Origin of the sequence: Fortiea contorta PCC 7126, assembly GCF_000332295.1 — a bacterium.
Classification (GTDB): domain Bacteria; phylum Cyanobacteriota; class Cyanobacteriia; order Cyanobacteriales; family Nostocaceae; genus Fortiea; species Fortiea contorta.
Genome location: NZ_KB235930.1, coordinates 1,150,492 through 1,165,895 on the forward strand (window position 1 = coordinate 1,150,492; position 15,404 = coordinate 1,165,895).

Genomic DNA, 15,404 nt, shown 5'->3' on the forward strand with positions numbered 1-15,404 from the left:
GAAATAAGGGGGTTGATGCTTAATTTTGGTAGAAAGTAGAGTATTGGTTTAAAAATAGCAAGATGCACCCGGATAAATCACTCAAACAAGATTAATTTAAACCATTTGCCGCCAATGGGTAGGAGCTTCTACGTTATCTGGTAGACGGGTTGTGCGATCGCCTAATGCTGCGGTAATCTGTTGTGATTCTAAGTTTTTCGCTCCTGTGAGGATTGCTCCTTCTAGTTTGACGTCGCTCAGGTTTGTGCCTGAAAGGTTTGCGCCCATGAGGTTCGCTTCGTGCAGATTGGCTTCGTAGAGGATGGCTCTTGAGAGGTTGGCGCCGATGAGGATTGCTTGATACAAGTCAGCTTCTGTTAAGCTGGCTTCAGATAGGTCAGCAAAATAGATTTCTGCTTGCTGGAGTTTGGCGGCGTTGAGGTTGGCTTCACAAAGGTTGGCGCCGTTGAGGTTTGCTCCTTGGAGGTTAGCGCCGATTAAGCCTGTCATGTGCAGGTTGGCTTTACCTAGTTTTGCGCCTTGGAGGTTAGCTAAAAACAACTTGGCTCCGGATAGATTAGCTACCTTCAGGGTTGCTTGTTGCAAGTTTGTTTTGTACATGTTCGCGCCTTGGAGGTTGGCTGTACGCAGACTTGCTCCATAGAGGTTAGCTGCGCGGAGGTTGGCGCCTTGAAGGTTGGCTCGATTCAGGTTAGCCCAGCAAAGATTGGCTGCATGTAAATTGGTGTGAAGTAAGTTGGCTTCATAGAGAATGGAGCCGGAGAGTTTGGCGCCTTCGAGGTCTGCTTTACAGAGGTTAGAGCCGCGCAAGTCCACCCCAGACAAGTCTGATTCTCTCAGGTCTGCTTGTTCTAGGTTGGCGCCTAGCAAGTCTGCTCGCTTAATATCTATGTGGCGTAAATCTAGTTTCTGATTTTCGCGGTCTTGGAGTGAATTGCGTCTACCGATTACTGTCAGGGCTATTTGGATATCTGTACGAATTTTGGGCGATTCTTCATAAAAGTTTAAATCCAAGGGTTGTGGGGAATGGGCTGCGCCTTTGTGCTTGGCGAAGGAGATGGGCGGTGAGTCTTCTTGTTTTGCGGCTACTGGTTGGCGGATGGGAGCATTTTCCCGGATAAAGGCTGTAAGGATTTCCATAATTGTCCAGTGTTCTTTAGGAAAATCCTGAGCGACTCTTTCTAGGGCATAAATTGCGCCGATGCGAGTTTCGATTTTTTCATGTCCCAGTTGTGCAATGGCGGCGATAAAGCGTTCTGCTAATAATTTGTCTTGAGATATCCTTGTGTTTTGCGCTCCTATGTGTATGTTTTTTTCGGCAGCGATCGCACTTCTGGATAAAGCTTGGACATGCTTTGCACTATAATAGGCATTCAACATCACTGCCAATCCTAGGAAAATGATTCCTGCCGTTGCTAGTGCTTGAATTCCGTATTGTATTTGTTGCTGAATTGACAATACCCGGATTTGGGGCAGTCCGAAGACTGTGAGTGTCAATGAGAGAGCAAATATAACTGTTATTGCGATTGACCAATTCAAAGGTACGCTTGTCTTGTTAGCAGACATAGCAGAAATATTCCTCACAACCTAGGATTATTACTTAGAGGTTTGGGAAAAACAGTATAGCATTTAGCTTAGAATTTGCATATGTGCCAGAAGACTTAATTGATTCTACTGTTACTTCTAGAATTTATGATGCTTCGTTAGACCAATTGTGCAATCGTCCCACTGATCGTCACAGCAATTTATGAAGATTCATCGAAAAATACTGCCTCTTTGAGATTCGCCTGAGTGAGTATGGCATGGTTCAGGGTCGCTTGATGCAGCTTTGCTAAATATAAGTTAGCTCTATGGAAGTTAGCGCCAGTAAGGTTGGCATTTTCTAGGTTAGCTGCAGAAAGAATCGCCTGTTCTAGGTTAGCGCCTTTGAGGTTTGCGCCTTGGAGGTTAGCCGCAGTCAGGATTGCACCACGCAGGTTAGCACCTGTGAGGTCTACACCAGCAAGATTCGCTTGGTACAGGTTTGCTTTTTCTAAGCTAGCCCCACACAAAATTACATCTGTCATATCTGTGTAACTTAAATCTAATTGCTCATTTTCCGGGTCTTGTTTGGCGTTTCTTCTCGCAATCACACTCAAGGCTGCTTGAATATCTTCACAAACAGTCGGGGATGGATGCGGTTTATTCTCTGTTTGAGGTAAATACGGTGTACTTCGTCGCACAAAATTCGTGAGAATGACTGTGATTTCCCAGTGTAGTTGCGGATATTTCTGAGCAATTTGCTCTAAATTATCAATTGTTGCCAGATTAGTTTCTATGTGGCGATTTTGGAGATTTGTAATCGCTATTTTTAGGTATTGTGTAGGTGGCTGTTTGTGAGTAAGGTTAATTTTTGTCTCGACAGAATTTGCCTGGGAGAATAGCGATTTTAAATAAATTTTGCTTTTAGTTAACAAATTTTTAGTTATATGGTAATTATTCATGATTACTGCAACCATAATTAATGTTAATTTTAGAGCATGATGAGTAATTCGTTTCAGAAATTATAAAAAGAGAATTATCTTGGATTCAGGAGTTGATTCCTAACTGCAAATTCATGAAGATTAATGAGGCAGACCAATATTTATATGGAACAAAATTCACAAACAATAGGGAAAAAATTAGTATTAATTGGTGGTGGACACAGCCATGCGATCGCGCTGAAAATGTTTGGATTGCAACGGTTAAAGGGGGTGAGTTTAACTTTAATCACTAAAGAGACAAATACACCTTATTCTGGCATGTTACCAGGACACATAGCCGGATTTTATAATTATGATGAATGTCATATTAATTTAAAAAAATTAGCTGATTTTGCTCAAGCAAATTTATGTATTGACGAAGTTATAGGTTTAGATTTAGAACAGAACCAAGTAATTTGTGCTAATAGTCCACCTGTGACATTTGATATCTTGTCCATCGATATTGGCAGCACTCCAGCCATAATATCTGTATCAGGTGCAGCAGAATTTGCCATTCCGGCTAAACCAGTTTCCCAATTATTGAAACATTGGTATCAGCTATTAATCAGTGTTGCTGAAAATCCCCAAGTATCGATTAGCATTGGGATTGTAGGTGGTGGCGCTGGAGGTGTAGAATTAGCGCTATCAATGCAAGCACATTTACAAAAGATGATGGAAAAAAAGAATTTAGCAATTCATTTATTCCACCGTCACCAAGAGTTGATGACTAATTATCATGATTCAACCCAGCATCAAGTTAAGAAAATTTTAACTAAGCGGGGTATTAAGTTGTATTTAGGGGAAAAAGTTTGTGAAATTGAGCCAAATAATTTTACTCTCAAGCCACACAGCAGAAACGGGGAAATATTAACAGTTAAATGTGAATCTGGTTTAACGGTTGAGTGTGATCGAGTTTTTTGGGTCACACAAGCCTCGGCTCCCCAATGGTTAAAAGCAACAGGATTAGCGACTGATGAGCAAGGTTTTATTTTAGTAAATAACAAATTACAATCGCTGACACATCCTCACATTTTTGCAGCGGGTGATATTGCTGCTATGCTCAATTATCCGCGACCAAAAGCGGGGGTATTTGCTGTTAAACAGGGAAAGCCTTTATTTGAGAATTTGCAGCGATTTGTATTGAATAAACCTCTCGAAGATTATAAACCACAGCGAGAATATTTAAGCTTAATTGGTACAGGTGATGGGAGAGCGATCGCTAATAAAGGTGATTTTACTTTACCACCCCATAAACTTTTATGGTATTTGAAAGATTGGATTGATTGCCGCTTTATGGAACAATTTAGGGAAGGATTAGAGAAGCATCAACTTTAGCTGTAAATATGACAATTTTAACATTATAAACACTAATAGAATGGAGGCAATTCTGTAGTTGTAAAGTTTTTAAATTTTCTCAATTCGATAGATACTGGTAGCATTGCTATCACAAAACCAGAAGGAAAATATACTAAAAGAAAAAATAAAATATTTTCTAAATTAAAAAATACTTGAAACCTGCGCCGTTGCATGGTCAAATAAATATGGTTCTTGAATGAGATTATTATTCATCCATGAAAAAATCCACTGCACTGACAACAACATTTTTCGTGACTTGCACTCTGCTACTATCAGCCTGTAATGGCGCTAACACTGGTTCAAGTTCTGTAAATAATTCGCCCACAAATACTGCTACTAATGCTGCAGCAACATCAGCTACAAAGGGTACAATTCCCATTGGAGTAGCTGTAGCACAGACTAGCAATGTTGCATTACTTGGTCAAGAGCAAGTCGCTGGAGCTAAAATTGCGGAAAAATATTTCAATAACCGAGGTGGTATCAATGGTACTCCGGTTAAATTAGTATTTCAAGACACTAGTGGCGATGAAGCTGGGGCGATTAATGCTTTTCAAACTTTAATTAATAAAGATAAAGTTGTAGGGATTGTTGGCCCTACTTTATCACAACAAGCTTTTAGTGCTGATCCAGTTGCTGAACGAGCGAAAATAGCAGTTGTCGCTCCTTCAAACACTGCGAAAGGAATTCCCGAAATTGGTGATTATATAGCTCGTGTTTCTGCTCCTTCTTCTGTGGTTGCGCCTAATTCGGTGAAAGCAGCAATTAAGCAGAACCCTAATATTAAAAAAGTTGCTGTTTTATTTGCTCAAAATGATTCCTATAGCAAATCAGAAACAGAAATTTTTCAAAAGACTGTTAAGGATCAGGGTTTAGAATTAGTCACAGTCCAAAAATTTCAAACTACCGATACAGATTTTCAAACTCAAGCTACTAATACTATTAACCTTAAACCGGATTTAATTATTATTTCTGGCTTGGCTGTTGATGGCGGTAATTTGATCAGACAACTGCGGGAATTAGGTTATAAAGGCTTAATTGTGGGTGGGAATGGTTTGAATACCTCGAATATGTTCCCAGTTTGTAAAGCGCTTTGTGATGGTGTGTTGATTGCTCAAGCTTACAGTCCAGAACATCCAGGTGAGATTAATGCTACTTTTCGCAAAGCTTATTTTGAGCAATATCAGAAAGAACCACCACAATTTAGTGCTCAAGCTTTTGCTGCGGTACAGGTATATATAGAAGCGCTTCAGAATTTAGATAAAAAAAGCAAGATTAGTCAATTACAATTAGCGCAGTTACGAACAGATTTGAATAAGCAAATACTTACGAATAAATACAATACTCCACTAGGTGAAATGGCATTTACACCTATAGGTGAGGTAATTCAAAAAGATTTTTATGTGGCTCAAATTAAAATGGAAAAAGACGGTAGTAAAGGCAAATTCACGTTTCTTAAGTAGGGTTTAGATGAATTTGAGTTTATTTTTACAACAATTTCTAAATGGGTTATCCATTGGCAGTGTTTATGCAATTTTTGCTTTGGGATATACTCTAGTTTATTCGATTTTGGGCATCATTAATTTAGCTCACGGTGCGATTTTTACCCTGGGTGCATATTTCACTTATGCACTCATGGGTGGTACTTTTGGCTTTAATGGTTTGCTAGCTAATGTTACTCTACCGATAAAATTACCATTTGCGATCGCTTTAATTTTAGGAAGTAGTTTAGCAGGATTGGTTGGGGTAGGGATGGAACGTATCGCTTTTCAACCTCTGCGTCGAAAAGGCTCTGATTCTTTATTGACCGTGGTTTCTAGCTTGGGCGTAGCTGTGGTAATTGTTAACTTGATTCAATATTTGGTGGGTGCAGAAAGTTACACATTTCCAGCAGAAACTTACGGTAATTTACCCGCTGCGATTAACTTTGGAACTGCAGAAAATCCTATTCCGATTCGGAGTGTACAGGTGGTGATATTTGCAGTTTCTGTGGTGATAGTTGCTATTTTGACTTATTTTATTAATCGTACTAAATATGGCAAAGCGATGCAAGCGATCGCCGAAGATCAAACTACTGCAAGTTTGTTAGGAATTAACACCGATGGCTTTATTGTTTTAACATTTTTCCTCAGTAGTTTTTTAGCAGGATTAGCAGGAACTTTAGTTGCTTCTAGTGTGAGTATCGCCGGCCCTTACTTTGGTATTGCTTTCGGTTTGAGGGGTTTAGCTGTGATTGTCTTGGGTGGTTTAGGTAGCATTCCCGGTGCGGTGTTGGGAGGGTTAGTTATTGGACTCGCAGAAGCATTTGTACCCGGTGAATATTCGGCTTTTAAAGATGCAGTCGCTTTCGGAATATTATTTATTATGCTGTTAGTTAGACCCCAGGGTTTGCTAGGAAGGCGATTTATTCAAAAAGTTTAAGGAGCGGATTAAATGAAAGCATCCACTAAACAAAAATTAACTTTTGAGCAATTTTTAGAACAGTGTCCAGAGGAGGGTTTATATGAGTTTATTGACGGAGAAATTGTAGAAGTACGCGCAACCAGAAATCATGATGATGTTGCTGATTTTATGTTGTTTGGTTTCAATGATGAAATTAGACGACTAAACCTAAATTACGTCGTCAAAAATACAGCAGTGTTTAGAACTATCACAGCTAAAGGAATAGAACAGGGGCGTAAACCTGATGTTAGTGTGATTAATAAAGATGTGTGGCGTTCAAATCGTGCTGAATACTCTGCGCTTGTGGAACCTATCCAGTTAGCTGTGGAGGTAACATCAACTAATTGGGAAGATGATTATATTGATAAATTGGATGAATATCAAAATTTAGGGATTACAGAATATTGGATTATCGATTATTTAGCAATTGGATTGAGACAATATCTGGGAAATCCTAAAGTTCCGACTGTGTTGATTTTTATATTAGATGCTGAGGGAAAATATCAATGCACACAGTTTAGAGGTTCAGAACGAATTGTGTCGAGAACCTTTCCGGAACTGGTATTGACAGCAGAGCAAATACTCACAGCTTAAAACTTGATCAAAATATTTGAAAATGGCAGATTTTTTGGCTACTTATGGTTCCTTAATAGTATCTATGGTGCTAGGAGCGATGCTCGGTTTATCGCTATATTTACCATTAATGGCTGGACAATTATCTTTAGCTAGTCCTGGATTTTATGCTGTGGGCGGGTATATTGCAGCAATTTTATCGACGACAGTTTTTGCGACTCCTGCTAGTAATTTATTTCCCGTTCCTCTGCTGTTATTAGAAATGATCATTGCTGGTGTTGTGTGCGCTTTATTAGGTGTGGTTGTGGGAATTCCTGTGTTAAGATTGCGGGGAATATATTTAGCGATCGCTACTATTGCTTTTGTCGAAGTTCTCCGGGTACTCTCCCTCAATCTAGAGATTACTGGTGGTGCAATTGGTATTCCTAATATTCCCCAACCTTTTCTGACACAAATTGAATATTTATGGATTGCTCTACCATTATTAATAATTAGTATGATATTATTTTATCGCCTGGAACGTATTCGTGTAGGCAGAGCATTCACAGCTATTAGAGAAGATGAATTAGCTGCAGGGGCGATGGGAATTAACGCCACATATTATAAAGTATTGGCGTTTACCTTAGGAGCAATTATCGCCGGATTTATTGGTGCAATTAGCGCCCATTTTCTAAATACTTGGAATGCTCGCCAAGGGACTTTTGATGCTAGTATTATTTACTTAACCTTTGTGTTAATAGGCGGTTCTAGAACTTTTTTAGGCTCTATAGTTGGAGGTATGCTATTTACAGCCTTACCAGAAGTTTTAAGGAACCTAGCCGACACAGGTGGTTTACCCACTTGGCTAGCCCAGTTTTTGCGAGATGGGAGATTAATTATTTTCGGTTTATTGATTGTGGTAGGGACAATATTTTTTCCTCAAGGTTTGGTGACGCCAGATATTTTTAGAAAAATCAAAAAACGCAAAAATTAATTTAAATTATCTCAGAGACTTTATGAACAGAATCGCTCACAGAGATTGAAATCAATATGTCACATACTATCTCAGCCGATGAAAACAATATTATATTAGAAGCAAAAGCCTTGACTCGCCGCTTTGGTGGTTTAGTGGCGGTTAATAGTGTATCTTTTAAAGTAAAAAAACACGAAATTTTTGGACTAATTGGGCCTAATGGTGCTGGGAAAACTACATTATTTAATTTGATTACAGCTTTAATACCGCTTTCTAGCGGAAATTTGGTTTATCAAAACACAGAAATATCTCAACTGTCTCCTCATCAAATAGCAGGTTTAGGTATCGCTCGCACCTTTCAAAATATTCGCTTATTTGGGGAATTAACAGCTTTAGATAACGTAATTATCGGCAGTCATTTACATACAAAAAGTGGTATAATCAACGGTATATTAGGTTTGCCAACAGCGGTTAGAGAAGAAAAGAAAAGTAAGCGTCAGGCTTTAGAATTATTAGGGCTGGTAGGATTGGGCGATCGCAGTGACGAAAAAGCGAAAAACTTTGCTTATGGCGATCAACGCCGATTAGAAATCGCTCGCGCCTTAGCCTTAAAACCACAGATATTACTCCTCGATGAACCTGCTGCGGGGATGAACCCCAGTGAGAAGCAGCAATTAAGCGAATTTATCCGGAGTTTGCGAGAGCAGTTCAATTTGACGATTATTTTGATAGAGCATCATGTACCATTGGTGATGGGTTTGTGCGATCGCATTGCTGTTTTAGATTTTGGACAATTGATTGCACTCGGTGAACCAGCTATAGTCAGAAATAATCCGGCTGTAATTGAGGCTTATTTGGGTAATGAGTGAATTCGTGTAGGCAAAGTTTTTAAAAATTCTGCTTCTGATACCAAGACGACTCACTTAAAACAATCATATCCCACCTCATAATTTGGCGATAGGTGCGGGTGAAAATACCAACGCACCTATAAAATTTAAGCAGACAAATTCTGCATAAATTCTGCTAAAGAATTTGCAGCTAAAGCACTATCAATCAGACTTTCTAATTGTTCAACATTCTTACCCTCAAAGCTTACTTCTACCTCCTCGGGAATTTCGCCGAACCGTTGTCGTAATATTCGGATTAATTGGTTTCTTACTCCTTGCTGAACACCCTGCTGAATTCCTTGCTGAACACCCTGCTGAATTCCTTGCTGAACACCCTGCTGAATTCCTTGCTGAACACCCTGCTGAATTCCTTGCTGCAGTCCTTCAGCTAAAATTTCGTTATACCAAGGTGATTCTCGCAATATAGCCATATCCCACCTCATGATTTGTTGCACTAAAGGGCTATCTAACACAAAGCTAGCAAAAAAAGCTAGCAAAGGCTCTAACTGATTCAACTGTGCATCCGTTCGCAGCATTTGTAAGGCGCGTTGTACAACTGCGGCTTCTCCACCACCTCGCAAAACAGGAACAAATGGGAGTAAAGATGGTAATGGTTGCTGAAAAACTATTTCTGCATCCACTTCCCACAAATTAATCCCGCGATAATCTTGAATAGCGCGTAATCCCAAAAATTCTTGCTCGTAACTACTGGCAACCGTTAAAGTAGGCGGAGGCGGTAAAATGTTGATCAGCACTGGATAAATTGGCAGCCGATAGCGCTCTTGTGCTAAAGCTGCATAAGCTCTCATGCGTAGAGGCATGTATTTTGTGTAACGCAACTGTAGTTCGTTGAGTACCAGAAAATCGCCGTGAATAGCACTGTATGCTTTCACTAAAACATCTGTTTCTCGGCTAATCCATTGAAACTCTGAAGCCAAAATCTCTTTCGCCACAACTTCAGGAAGCTGCGTAACCCATTGTACCCAGGCGTCGGGAGCGAGACTAATCAGTCGCTTACCGCCTGTATCTGCTGCTTTTGCCACCGAATTTTTACTCTGAACATTAGTATTTTAGAATACACCATTGCTTTGCTGTTTTAATTTGTAGCGATCGCTCGATTTTAAAGACTGTATATTAATTAATGTAAGTCAATATTTATGGATGTAAATCACTGATGTCAGTTGATATTGAGACAAATCATACAATTTTAGAAGTTCGAGATATTAATGTTAATTATGGCGGAATTCAAGCTCTAAAAAATATTAATTTAACTATTCAAAAAGGTGAAGTAGTTACCTTACTCGGCGCTAATGGTGCTGGTAAAACTACCACACTCAGAGCTATTTCTAAAATAGTGAATTCTCTAAGTGGCAATTTAATCTATAGCGGACGGAATATTAATCGTCGCCCAGCCCATGAAGTTGTCAAACTTGGTATTGCCCATTGTCCTGAAGGTAGGCGAGTATTAGCGAGACAAACGGTGTATGACAATTTACTATTAGGTGCTTATATTCGCTCTCATCAAGGAGAGATAAAAGCAGACATTCAGCACCAATTTGAGCTATTTCCCCGGTTAGCACAAAGACGCAATCAACTAGCAGGAACTCTCAGCGGTGGTGAACAACAAATGTTAGCGATCGCCCGCGCTTTAATGAGTAGACCAAAACTCTTACTTTTAGACGAACCAAGTTTAGGTTTAGCACCAGCGATCGTCAAAGAAATATTCTCTATTATTGAAAATTTGCGAGCTACGGGTGTGACAATTTTATTAGTAGAACAAAACGCCAATTTAGCTCTACAAATTGCTGATAGAGGATATGTTTTAGAAGCAGGTTCTATAACTTTGACAGGTGCTGCATCAGAATTAATTAGTGATGAGCGAGTGAGAAAAGCTTATTTGGGTTAATTATTCTAACTTAGGAAATGCAAGCAAATGGTAAAATCTCCAACTAAACCCCTAACCTTAGAAGAGTTTTTAAAACTACCAGAAACCAAACCAGCCAGTGAATATATTAACGGTCAAGTGATCCAAAAACCTATGCCGCAAGGAAAACATAGTACTCTTCAGGGTGAACTAGTCAGCAACATCAACTCTGTAACCAAGCCTCAGAAAGTCGCCCGTGCTTTCCCAGAATTGCGATGTACATTTGGCGGACATTCAATTGTTCCAGACGTAGCTGTGTTTGCTTGGGAACGCATTCCCATAGATGAATGCGGAGATGTGGCGAATGTTTTTCCAATCTATCCAGACTGGACAATTGAAATTTTATCACCAGACCAAAGTCCAACAAAAATAACCGGAAATATCTTGCACTGCCTCAAACATGGTAGTAAATTAGGTTGGTTAATTGATCCAGAGGATCGCACGATTTTAGTATATCCTCAAAACCAGCAGCCAGAATTTTTAGAAGAAGAACAACAAATATTACCAGTTCCCGATTTAGTTAAAGATTTACAACTAACTGTAGGGGAACTATTTGGATGGTTAAAGTTGTAAGGACTTCAACAGCCGACTGTGACGGGGTATAAAATTATTACAAAAAATTACAAGTTTAGTAATATATTTAGATTTGCACCCTTGTTTTTGGGTGTTTATCTTTGTGTAAACGCGAGTATTATCGCTTAAGTATTTAAACTCATGAGTCAAATAGTCTGGATCGCAAGACACGCCAACCGCCTCGATTTTGTTAACCCTGATTGGTTTCTAACTGCAGAACGACGCTACGATCCTCCCTTATCTGAGGATGGTTTTATACAAGCAAAACAACTAGCTAGACGGTTAAAAGGAGAGAAAATTACTCATATTTTTGCCTCGCCTTTTCTGCGAACAATACAAACAGCAAACGCTGTGGCAGAGGTGCTAGATTTGCCTATTAAACTAGAAACAGGTTTGAGTGAATGGCTAAATCCTGCTTGGATGACAGAAGAACCAGAAAAGCATTCAATTTTAGAGTTAGTAGAATTATTTCCCAGAATTGATCTTAGCTATACACCACGTATAGCCGCTAAATATCCTGAAACTCGCAAACAAGTCAGAGAACGTTCGGGACAAACTGCTAGATGTTTAACTACTGAATTCTTTCCAGAGCATATCTTGTTAGTAGCTCATGGTGCATCTGTGTTAGGGGGAGCAATGGGATTAGTGGGAGAAATTGCAGAAACAGAAGTTAAAGCTTCTTTATGTTCTTTGGTCAAAATTGTGCGTGAAGATCCAAAATGGTTGTTAGAACTAAAAGGTGATACTTCTCATTTGACCCACATAGAAGAAGTCATTCGATTTGCCTGAATTAGTATACTGTTAATGACAGATCAAATAAAAACAAATTCACAGAACATGGGGTAAAAAATGGCAACCCAATTTAGCGAATCCAAATCCAAAACTGGCATGGTAGTATCTTGGGAAGCTCTACCCGATGATTTCAAGTTAGAGGATGAGCCAGTGGAAAATACAGGTCAGCCGTTATTGGCTGGTGCTTTGCGTGAAAGTTTAGAAATAACTGGATTCATCCAACCCCAAATGTTAATTGCTTCAAATTTTGGTCTTTGTGCAACTTTAAATGGGCAATTTACAGCTAAAGCACCAGATTGGGTTTATGTGAGTGCAACTAAAGAAATTCTCAACAACCGCAAAAGCTATACACCAAATTTAGAAGGAGAAATCCCTGCTGTGGTGATGGAATTTTTGTCAAACACCGAGGAGCAAGGATATGTCCAGGGTGAAGAATATTCATCGAAACAAACCTATCCACCAGGAAGATGGTTTTTTTACGAGCAAATATTGCAAGTTCCGCTGTACATAATTTTTGACCCGGATGGAGGTTTGTTAGAATTTTATAAACTGGAAAATGGGCGATACAAACTAGAATTACCTGATGAAAATGGTCGCCATTGGCTTGATTCAATGGGCTTATTTTTAGGAACTTGGCAAGGAGCAAAAGAAGCCAGAACAGGTTACTGGTTGCGTTGGTGGGACTCTACGGGTAATTTATTACCTTGGGCTGTTGAGCGGGTTGAATGGGAAAGCCAACGCGCCGAGCAGGAAAGCCAACGCGCCGAGCAGGAACATCAACGCGCCGAGCAGGAACATCAACGCGCCGAGCAGGAAAGTCAGGAAAAAGAACGACTCATCGCTTATCTGCAATCTCAAGGTATCGATCCAAATAATTTACCATTCAGCACTCAGTAGCATCACTGGTTATATGGGGCACAGCAGTGCTCATTGGTGTCAACTTAAGCCACAGATTGCTTAAATGCTTGGCTTTCATACCCGCCAGGGAATGAATTCCCAGGCTAATAGCTGAAGTCTACTGAAGTAGACTAGGGATTTGTGAGAATTTTGAGTCATCTTGAGATGACTTAAGCTATGAGACTCAGAATTCATTCTGAGGCGGGACAAGAGTTTCGCGTTAAGTTGACACCAATGAGCACTGCTGTGCCCCTACGATAGATATGGTTTTTCACACTATGCATGTTTGGAATTTTCTGTCAAGATGTGAGTTCTAATTTTGGCTCAGGCGATCGCTTAATTTACAATCACACTTCAGTATTCTGATTCTCCTCATCTATTGCTTTTTGAATAGCGCGTCTACAAAATTCTGCTGGGTCGTCTTTTGCTTTGACCTCTTCTTTCATTTTTTCAGTGACACGAAAACTGAGATTTGCTGTTAATGGTTCATCACCTTTCCTTTGACCTGGCTCTAAATTTTCTGGAGTTCCTCTCGGATTAGGCATTTGTGTAGAAATATAAATATTGATTGAATTAATTGCGCGCAAACGAATAGAGTTTTAAATCGGTGATGTTATTCGTCTCGCAAACTGGTACATCACCGATACCACTTTTGCAAAATGGTAATTCTATTTTATGTTCACAAGGTCAGAACTCGAAATCAAAACCATAGCTGAGTTAAGAACACTGTGTCAGCGTTATGGTATCAAACCAACTGGTAACTCTGGCTATAAAGTCAGCTACATCACATCTCTGATGGCGTTCCCTCAGCTAGCATTGCAGCAGATAAATGAGGGTAGAGGGTTAAAAATACCTAGCTTTGGCAGCATTCAATGCCTTACTATTGCCATTGATGAGATGGGTACACCAACAAATGAACAGATAGCGCTAATTAGAATACTGCTAGAAGGTCGGAGGATGAACTATCCTGACAGATTCCAGCAAGAGCAATTACTCAGCACCTATACAGCTAAGGTTAGGCTAGAAGATGCACTAGGAATATTAACTAGGTAAAAATACGGCATCCCTAATGGGATGCTTTCCAGCAATGGGAAAAGGGATAATAGAGAGTAAGCATTGCTTGAGCATAGCCTTTGTATAAAGGTGTACTTGAATTTTACTTATAAACACTGTTAAAAATTAATTTGATTATTTGAGTATTTGTACGGAGAAAATTAGCTGGAGGCAGGGATTTCACGTGAATAATTTGTTACTCGCAGGCGACATTGGCGGTACTAAGACAATTCTGCGATCGCTGGAGGTGTCAGACTCGTTAAGTTTGCGTACAATTGATCAGGAGATTTACCATAGTGGAGATTTTCCGGATTTAGTACCGATAGTACAGCAGTTTTTGGCAAAAACTAACGCACCGATACCACAGAAGGCTTGTTTTGCGATCGCAGGGCCAGTGTTCAATAATACAGCCAAGCTCACCAATTTGGCTTGGTTTTTAGACACCGAGCGGTTACAACAAGAACTGAGTATCGCTTCTGTTTCGCTGATTAACGATTTTGCCGCTGTTGGTTATGGTATTCTCGGTTTAAATAAACAAGATGTGTTAACTTTGCAAACTGGTCAACATCAAGTCGATGCGCCGATAGCGATTATTGGCGCTGGTACTGGTTTAGGACAAGGATTTTTGATTAAGCAAGGAAACTACTATCAGGTTTTTCCTTCAGAAGGTGGACACGCAGACTTTGCCCCTCGCAGTGAATTAGAATTTCAGTTGTTAAAATATCTGCTGGATAAACATGATATCCAACGCATTTCCGTAGAACGTGTAGTTTCAGGACAGGGGATTGTTTCTCTTTACCAATTTTTACGCGATCGCAAACACACCACAGAATCGCCAGAAATTGCCCAAATCGTCCGTACTTGGGAACAAGAAGCCGGACAACCAGAGAAAAGCGTTGATCCGGGTGCGGCTATTGGTAAAGCTGCATTACAAAAGAGCGATCGCCTCTCAGAACAAACCATACAATTATTTATCGAAGCTTACGGTGCAGAAGCCGGCAACCTAGCACTGAAACTACTTCCCTATGGCGGATTATACATCGCTGGCGGCATTGCTCCCAAAATTCTTCCCTTGATTGAAGAGAGCGATTTTCTCTTGCATTTGAGCCAAAAAGGGAGAATGCGTCCCCTCCTCGAAGAAATACCCGTACACGTAATTGTCAATCAACAAGTGGGGCTAATTGGTGCTGCTTTGTGTGCTGCTAGGTTATAATCCCCAAACAAGTTTTGTGGAAAGTTAAAACTTTACAAAGGACAGGAGCAGCTAAGGACAACTTCTGACAGAAAATTTTCTGATGTTGATTAGAAAAATTGTCGGCATAGTGGATTAATAGTTTAATCCCTAATTAATATGCTTTCCTTTCCTGCTCATCCTGAAACTAAAAAGAAACTGCTAAATCTTGTAAACGGAGATAAAGATACCTGTCAAAGGCTAACCAACAAAATAAAAAGCAAAT

Annotated in this window: 16 protein-coding genes; 12 read left to right on the top strand and 4 right to left on the bottom strand. The window is 39.8% G+C overall.

The window, feature by feature from the left end; genetic code table 11:
• Window positions 1-96: 96 nt before the first annotated feature.
• Window positions 97-1,566, bottom strand: coding sequence for a pentapeptide repeat-containing protein (locus MIC7126_RS0105450; protein ID WP_017652119.1), 1,470 nt, complete (start codon window positions 1,564-1,566; stop codon window positions 97-99).
• A 179-nt stretch (window positions 1,567-1,745) separates the two neighbouring features.
• Window positions 1,746-2,483: a pentapeptide repeat-containing protein gene (locus MIC7126_RS32205; protein ID WP_154655834.1), complete on the bottom strand. Its 738-nt coding sequence runs from the start codon at window positions 2,481-2,483 to the stop codon at window positions 1,746-1,748.
• A gap of 144 nt (window positions 2,484-2,627) precedes the next feature.
• Between MIC7126_RS32205 and MIC7126_RS0105460 the strand changes: the two genes are divergently transcribed.
• The 6 genes from MIC7126_RS0105460 (at window position 2,628) to MIC7126_RS0105490 (ending at window position 8,690) form a co-directional block, all read left to right on the top strand.
• A complete protein-coding gene (locus tag MIC7126_RS0105460; RefSeq protein ID WP_017652121.1) occupies window positions 2,628-3,836 on the top strand; it encodes an FAD-dependent oxidoreductase in 1,209 nt (402 codons plus the stop codon).
• Window positions 3,837-4,072: 236 nt separating this feature from the next.
• Window positions 4,073-5,317: an ABC transporter substrate-binding protein gene (locus MIC7126_RS0105470; RefSeq protein WP_017652123.1), complete on the top strand. Its 1,245-nt coding sequence runs from the start codon at window positions 4,073-4,075 to the stop codon at window positions 5,315-5,317.
• A gap of 7 nt (window positions 5,318-5,324) precedes the next feature.
• A complete protein-coding gene (locus MIC7126_RS0105475) occupies window positions 5,325-6,275 on the top strand; it encodes a branched-chain amino acid ABC transporter permease (RefSeq protein ID WP_017652124.1) in 951 nt (316 codons plus the stop codon).
• Between the two features lie 12 nt (window positions 6,276-6,287).
• Entirely contained in the window at window positions 6,288-6,890 is a 603-nt protein-coding gene (locus MIC7126_RS0105480; RefSeq protein WP_017652125.1) for a Uma2 family endonuclease, read from the top strand.
• Window positions 6,891-6,912: 22 nt separating this feature from the next.
• Complete coding sequence (locus MIC7126_RS0105485; RefSeq protein WP_017652126.1) at window positions 6,913-7,842, top strand: branched-chain amino acid ABC transporter permease; 930 nt, start codon at window positions 6,913-6,915, stop codon at window positions 7,840-7,842.
• A gap of 56 nt (window positions 7,843-7,898) precedes the next feature.
• The gene (locus MIC7126_RS0105490; protein WP_017652127.1) at window positions 7,899-8,690 is read left to right on the top strand and encodes an ABC transporter ATP-binding protein; all 792 of its coding nucleotides are present in this window, start codon (window positions 7,899-7,901) and stop codon (window positions 8,688-8,690) included.
• 125 nt (window positions 8,691-8,815) lie between these two features.
• On the opposite strand, the gene MIC7126_RS0105495 is transcribed toward MIC7126_RS0105490, so the two are convergent.
• Window positions 8,816-9,751 (bottom strand): DUF4351 domain-containing protein, encoded by a 936-nt coding sequence (locus MIC7126_RS0105495; RefSeq protein ID WP_017652128.1) that lies wholly within the window; start codon window positions 9,749-9,751, stop codon window positions 8,816-8,818.
• Between the two features lie 131 nt (window positions 9,752-9,882).
• Between MIC7126_RS0105495 and MIC7126_RS0105500 the strand changes: the two genes are divergently transcribed.
• The 4 genes from MIC7126_RS0105500 to MIC7126_RS0105515 all read left to right on the top strand — a co-directional run bounded on the left by MIC7126_RS0105500 (window position 9,883) and on the right by MIC7126_RS0105515 (window position 12,894).
• On the top strand, window positions 9,883-10,614 hold the full coding sequence (locus tag MIC7126_RS0105500) for an ABC transporter ATP-binding protein (RefSeq protein ID WP_017652129.1): 732 nt from the start codon (window positions 9,883-9,885) through the stop codon (window positions 10,612-10,614).
• 27 nt (window positions 10,615-10,641) lie between these two features.
• Window positions 10,642-11,205, top strand: coding sequence for a Uma2 family endonuclease (locus tag MIC7126_RS0105505; protein WP_017652130.1), 564 nt, complete (start codon window positions 10,642-10,644; stop codon window positions 11,203-11,205).
• Window positions 11,206-11,346: 141 nt separating this feature from the next.
• Complete coding sequence (locus MIC7126_RS0105510) at window positions 11,347-11,994, top strand: histidine phosphatase family protein (protein ID WP_017652131.1); 648 nt, start codon at window positions 11,347-11,349, stop codon at window positions 11,992-11,994.
• Window positions 11,995-12,054: 60 nt separating this feature from the next.
• Window positions 12,055-12,894: a Uma2 family endonuclease gene (locus MIC7126_RS0105515; RefSeq protein ID WP_017652132.1), complete on the top strand. Its 840-nt coding sequence runs from the start codon at window positions 12,055-12,057 to the stop codon at window positions 12,892-12,894.
• A gap of 347 nt (window positions 12,895-13,241) precedes the next feature.
• Here MIC7126_RS0105515 and MIC7126_RS0105520 read toward each other — a convergent pair whose 3' ends face one another.
• A complete protein-coding gene (locus MIC7126_RS0105520; protein WP_026100055.1) occupies window positions 13,242-13,439 on the bottom strand; it encodes a hypothetical protein in 198 nt (65 codons plus the stop codon).
• 130 nt (window positions 13,440-13,569) lie between these two features.
• On the opposite strand from MIC7126_RS0105520, the gene MIC7126_RS0105525 reads away from it, so the two are divergent.
• Both MIC7126_RS0105525 and MIC7126_RS0105530 read left to right on the top strand, forming a co-directional pair.
• On the top strand, window positions 13,570-13,947 hold the full coding sequence (locus MIC7126_RS0105525; protein WP_017652134.1) for a hypothetical protein: 378 nt from the start codon (window positions 13,570-13,572) through the stop codon (window positions 13,945-13,947).
• A 184-nt stretch (window positions 13,948-14,131) separates the two neighbouring features.
• Window positions 14,132-15,160 carry a glucokinase gene (locus MIC7126_RS0105530; RefSeq protein WP_017652135.1) on the top strand — a complete coding sequence of 343 codons (1,029 nt, stop codon included), beginning with the start codon at window positions 14,132-14,134 and terminating at the stop codon, window positions 15,158-15,160.
• The last annotated feature ends 244 nt before the right edge of the window (window positions 15,161-15,404 follow it).

Excerpts from the sequence above, each read along its gene's own strand:
- MIC7126_RS0105525 (WP_017652134.1), top strand. The coding sequence starts at position 13,570 with ATGTTCACAAGGTCAGAACTCGAAATCAAAACCATAGCTGAGTTAAGA.
- MIC7126_RS0105510 (WP_017652131.1), top strand. The coding sequence starts at position 11,347 with ATGAGTCAAATAGTCTGGATCGCAAGACACGCCAACCGCCTCGATTTT.
- MIC7126_RS0105515 (WP_017652132.1), top strand. The coding sequence starts at position 12,055 with ATGGCAACCCAATTTAGCGAATCCAAATCCAAAACTGGCATGGTAGTA.
- MIC7126_RS0105450 (WP_017652119.1), bottom strand. The coding sequence starts at position 1,566 with ATGTCTGCTAACAAGACAAGCGTACCTTTGAATTGGTCAATCGCAATA.
- MIC7126_RS0105460 (WP_017652121.1), top strand. The coding sequence starts at position 2,628 with ATGGAACAAAATTCACAAACAATAGGGAAAAAATTAGTATTAATTGGT.
- MIC7126_RS0105470 (WP_017652123.1), top strand. The coding sequence starts at position 4,073 with ATGAAAAAATCCACTGCACTGACAACAACATTTTTCGTGACTTGCACT.
- MIC7126_RS0105480 (WP_017652125.1), top strand. The coding sequence starts at position 6,288 with ATGAAAGCATCCACTAAACAAAAATTAACTTTTGAGCAATTTTTAGAA.
- MIC7126_RS32205 (WP_154655834.1), bottom strand. The coding sequence starts at position 2,483 with ATGAATAATTACCATATAACTAAAAATTTGTTAACTAAAAGCAAAATT.
- MIC7126_RS0105485 (WP_017652126.1), top strand. The coding sequence starts at position 6,913 with ATGGCAGATTTTTTGGCTACTTATGGTTCCTTAATAGTATCTATGGTG.
- MIC7126_RS0105490 (WP_017652127.1), top strand. The coding sequence starts at position 7,899 with ATGTCACATACTATCTCAGCCGATGAAAACAATATTATATTAGAAGCA.
- MIC7126_RS0105505 (WP_017652130.1), top strand. The coding sequence starts at position 10,642 with ATGGTAAAATCTCCAACTAAACCCCTAACCTTAGAAGAGTTTTTAAAA.
- MIC7126_RS0105500 (WP_017652129.1), top strand. The coding sequence starts at position 9,883 with ATGTCAGTTGATATTGAGACAAATCATACAATTTTAGAAGTTCGAGAT.
- MIC7126_RS0105520 (WP_026100055.1), bottom strand. The coding sequence starts at position 13,439 with ATGCCTAATCCGAGAGGAACTCCAGAAAATTTAGAGCCAGGTCAAAGG.
- MIC7126_RS0105475 (WP_017652124.1), top strand. The coding sequence starts at position 5,325 with ATGAATTTGAGTTTATTTTTACAACAATTTCTAAATGGGTTATCCATT.